The organism is Streptomyces durocortorensis (assembly GCF_016901035.1).
In the GTDB taxonomy this organism is placed as follows: Bacteria; Actinomycetota; Actinomycetes; order Streptomycetales; family Streptomycetaceae; genus Streptomyces; species Streptomyces durocortorensis.
In genome coordinates, this window is sequence record NZ_JAFEUF010000288.1 from 1 (window position 1) to 3372 (window position 3372).

Below are 3372 nucleotides of genomic sequence, written 5' to 3' on the forward strand. Positions count from 1 at the left end.
TTCCCTTTCCGGCGAGTCCGACTTTACCAGACTCTTTTTCGTTCCGTTTCCGGTCCGAATTCGATTTCCGGTGGCCCACGGAGTGGCCTTGCCTTTCGGCGGATCCGACTTTATCAGAGGCTCACAGGCCGAACGAACAGCGTGAGTGAGTTTGAAAAAGGAGAATCATTTGGCCCGGCGGAGTCGACAAGGGCTCTTGCACGAGCGGGGTAGATATTATGCGCTCAACTCGAACTTGTCCAGTCCGAGGCAACCGTTCAAATCTACCTCCCCACATCTGCCGTGTCAACGGGTTTTGTGGGCGAGAAGGACACTAGCAGGTCAGCAAGGGGGAAAGCACATCGGCGGTCAGGCTGCGGTGGGAAGTTCGGCGCTGCGTTCGACCGCTGTGAGGTCGCCCGTGTCGCCGGCGCGGGCCGCTCGGCCGCCCAAGATGTAGACGTAACCGAGAAACGCCAGCTCAGCGGCTATGCCCATGGTGATCCGAGCCCAGGTCGGGAGGCCGGACGGGGTCACGAAGCCTTCGATGAGGCCGGAGACGAACAGGACCAGCGCCAGGCCGATGGCCATGCCCAGTGCGGCTCGGCCCTGCTGGGCCAGGGCGGTCCGGCGAGACAGGGGGCCCGGGTCGATCACGGTCCAGCCGAGGCGTAGCCCCGTGCCGGCGGCGACGAACACCGCGGTCAGTTCGAGCAGGCCGTGAGGAAGCACCAGGCCGAGGAAGACGTCGAGGCGACCCGCGGAAGACATGAGGCCTATGCCGACGCCGAGGTTGAGCATGTTGAGGAAGAGGATCCAGATCACCGGTATGCAGAGGAATGCCCCCAGGACCAGGCACAGGGCGGCGGCCTGAGCGTTGTTCGTCCATACCTGCGCCGCGAACGACGCCGCCGGATGGCTGGAGTAGTAGGTCTCGTACTCCCCGCCCGGCCGGGTCATCGCCCGGAGTTCGTCCGGTGCCGCGATCGCCGCCTGCACCTCGGGGTGGGTTCCTATCCACCAGCCCAGCAATGCCGCCAACGCTGTCGAGAGCACGGCGGTGGGGATCCACCAGTGGCGGGAGCGGTAGACGGCAGCCGGAAATCCGGTGGTGAGGAACCGGGCCGCGTCACGCCAGGAGGCCTTGCGGGTGCCGGTCACGGTGGACCGGGCGCGGGCCACGAGCTGGGTGAGACGGCCCGTGAGGAGCGGGTCGGTGCTGCTCGACTGGATCAGCGAGAGGTGCGTCGCCGTGCGTTGGTACAGGACGACCAGTTCGTCCGCTTCCGCGCCCGTGAGGCGGCGTCCTCGGCGCAGGAGGTGTTCGAGGCGGTCCCACTCCGAGCGGTGGGCGGTGACGAAGACGTCGAGGTCCATGGGCGTCTGTTGCTCCAGGCAAGGGGGCGTACGGGTCCGTACTACTGCGGCGCGCTGGCGGTCAGCTTGGCAGACTGGGCCCGGCTGGGGCAGGGAAGGTCGGCGAAGGGTGGGGACCGATGAATGAGCTGGTGACCGGTGACGCGGTCGTTCTGGGGTTGAGGCCCGCGCGGCTGCCCAGCCGGGCGCTGGCCTCGGCCATCGATCTGGCCGTGACGTTCGTCGTCTTCATCCTGGTCTCGGTGCTGCTGGGTATCGCTTCCGCCGCCCTGGACGAGGCCGCCGTCGCGGCGATCGGGGTTGCCTCGTTCCTGTTGGTCCTGATCGGTGGGCCCGTCGCGGTGGAGACGCTGAGCCATGGCCGCTCCCTGGGGAAGCTGGCCTGCGGACTGCGGGTGGTACGGGACGACGGCGGGCCGATCCGCTTCCGGCACGCGCTCGTCCGTGGAGCCATGGGGCTCGTCGAGATCCTCCTGACCTTCGGTGCCGTGGCCTCTATTGCGTCCCTGGTGTCGGCGCGGGGGCGTCGGATCGGTGATGTGTTCGCCGGGACGCTGGTGATCCGGGAGCGCGTCGCGGCGACGGGCCGGTCCGTCGCCGTGCCGCCTCCCCCGCCGTGGCTGGTCGGCCGGTTCGCACAGCTGGATCTGTCGGGCGTACCGGACGAACTCTGGTCCGCGGTACGGCAGTACCTGACGCGGATGCAGCAGCTGGATCCCGGGGTGGGGCGGTCGATCGCGGAACGGCTGGCCGGTGAGCTGGTCGCGCGGACAGGGGCCGCCGCGCCGCAGGGTGTTCCCGCGGCCGCGTTTCTGGCCGCGGTGGTGCATGAGCGGCAGTCCCGGGATGCGCGGCGCGTGTTCGCCGGGCCCCGGGCCGGGGGGCCCGCCGTGTCGTCCCCGCCTGCCTGGTCGGGTGGGCCTGTGGTGTCGGGGGGACCTGCGGTGTTGGGCTCGCTCGGCCTGTCGGGGGAGCGCTTCGGGGGGTCGATGACTGCCGAGGCCGGGGGCCACGACGGGGCTTCTGCGGAGCGGGGTGGGAGTGTCTCCTCGGCCGGGTTCGCTCCGCCCGGCTAGTCGGTGGCCGGCACGTCGGTGACCCTTTCCGTGCCGGGTGACAGGTCCGGGTCGACCGAGGTGCCGGAGGCGCGGGGGGACGGGGGCGTCTCCAGGTGTTCGAGCTCGATGCCGGGTGCCGCGAGGACCACGTCGCCGGCGATGTGGACGGTGTGCTGCTCCCCGGTGTCCAGGGCGCTGACCTGGTATTCGTCCACGACCAGGGGGCCGTTGTCAGTGGCGTGCGCTTCACTGTTCACCAGGGCCCAGGACTGGTCGACGGTCCTGGGGGCGAGGACCGGGTCCGTGAAGGTGACCACGCGGACGCGGGTCGTGGGGGAAGCGGGGGTGAGGCGCAGAAGGCGGGCCATGGCGATGAGGAATGCGGGGGACGTGCCGGCGAAGGTGTGGGCGCGGACGTTGCCTTCGGTGGCGTGGCTGCCGGTGGGGTCGGTCCGGACCCAGGTGACCCCTTCCAGGGCTGCTCCTCGTACCTGCCAGCTCGCGGCGTGGAGTTCGAGGCGGATGGGCCGGCCCAGCTCGTCCAGGGCGAGGTCGACGGAGCCGAGGTGATCACCGGAGGGGGATGTGGTCTGGGAGACGTAGCGCCAGCCGGAGGGGCCGGGGGCGCAGTGGAAGTGTTCTTCGCCGAGGGGGGTGTGATCGTGAAGGTCGTGGAGCGAATACCTGCCGCGGGGCATGGGGTCCTTCGGGTTCCTCGGGCTGTGCGGGGGCGGTAACGGGAGCAGGCCCCCGGCACGGGGGTGCGGGGGCCTGCACTCGGATCTGCTGTGGACGGTTACGCATCTGCTGCGGAACTGCTGCTGGATGCTGTGACGCCGCCCGGGGGGGGGGGGGGGGGGGCCGCCGGCCCCCCGGCCGGGCGGGGCGCGGACGGGTGGAGGGGGGGGGGGGGGGGGGCCCCCCCGGCACCCTGACGGACATAACCGGCGGCCTGGCG

At 70.5% G+C, this 3372-nt stretch carries 3 protein-coding genes; 1 reads left to right on the forward strand and 2 read right to left on the reverse strand.

Annotated features, from left to right (window positions below):
• Positions 1-348: 348 nt before the first annotated feature.
• Positions 349-1356 (reverse strand): stage II sporulation protein M, encoded by a 1008-nt coding sequence (locus tag JS521_RS31520; protein WP_205086335.1) that lies wholly within the window; start codon positions 1354-1356, stop codon positions 349-351.
• A 119-nt stretch (positions 1357-1475) separates the two neighbouring features.
• On the opposite strand from JS521_RS31520, the gene JS521_RS31525 reads away from it, so the two are divergent.
• On the forward strand, positions 1476-2432 hold the full coding sequence (locus JS521_RS31525; RefSeq protein ID WP_205086336.1) for an RDD family protein: 957 nt from the start codon (positions 1476-1478) through the stop codon (positions 2430-2432).
• On the opposite strand, the gene JS521_RS31530 is transcribed toward JS521_RS31525, so the two are convergent.
• Entirely contained in the window at positions 2429-3112 is a 684-nt protein-coding gene (locus tag JS521_RS31530; RefSeq protein ID WP_205086337.1) for a hypothetical protein, read from the reverse strand. The genes JS521_RS31525 and JS521_RS31530 overlap by 4 nt on opposite strands.
• Between the last annotated feature and the right edge of the window lie 260 nt (positions 3113-3372).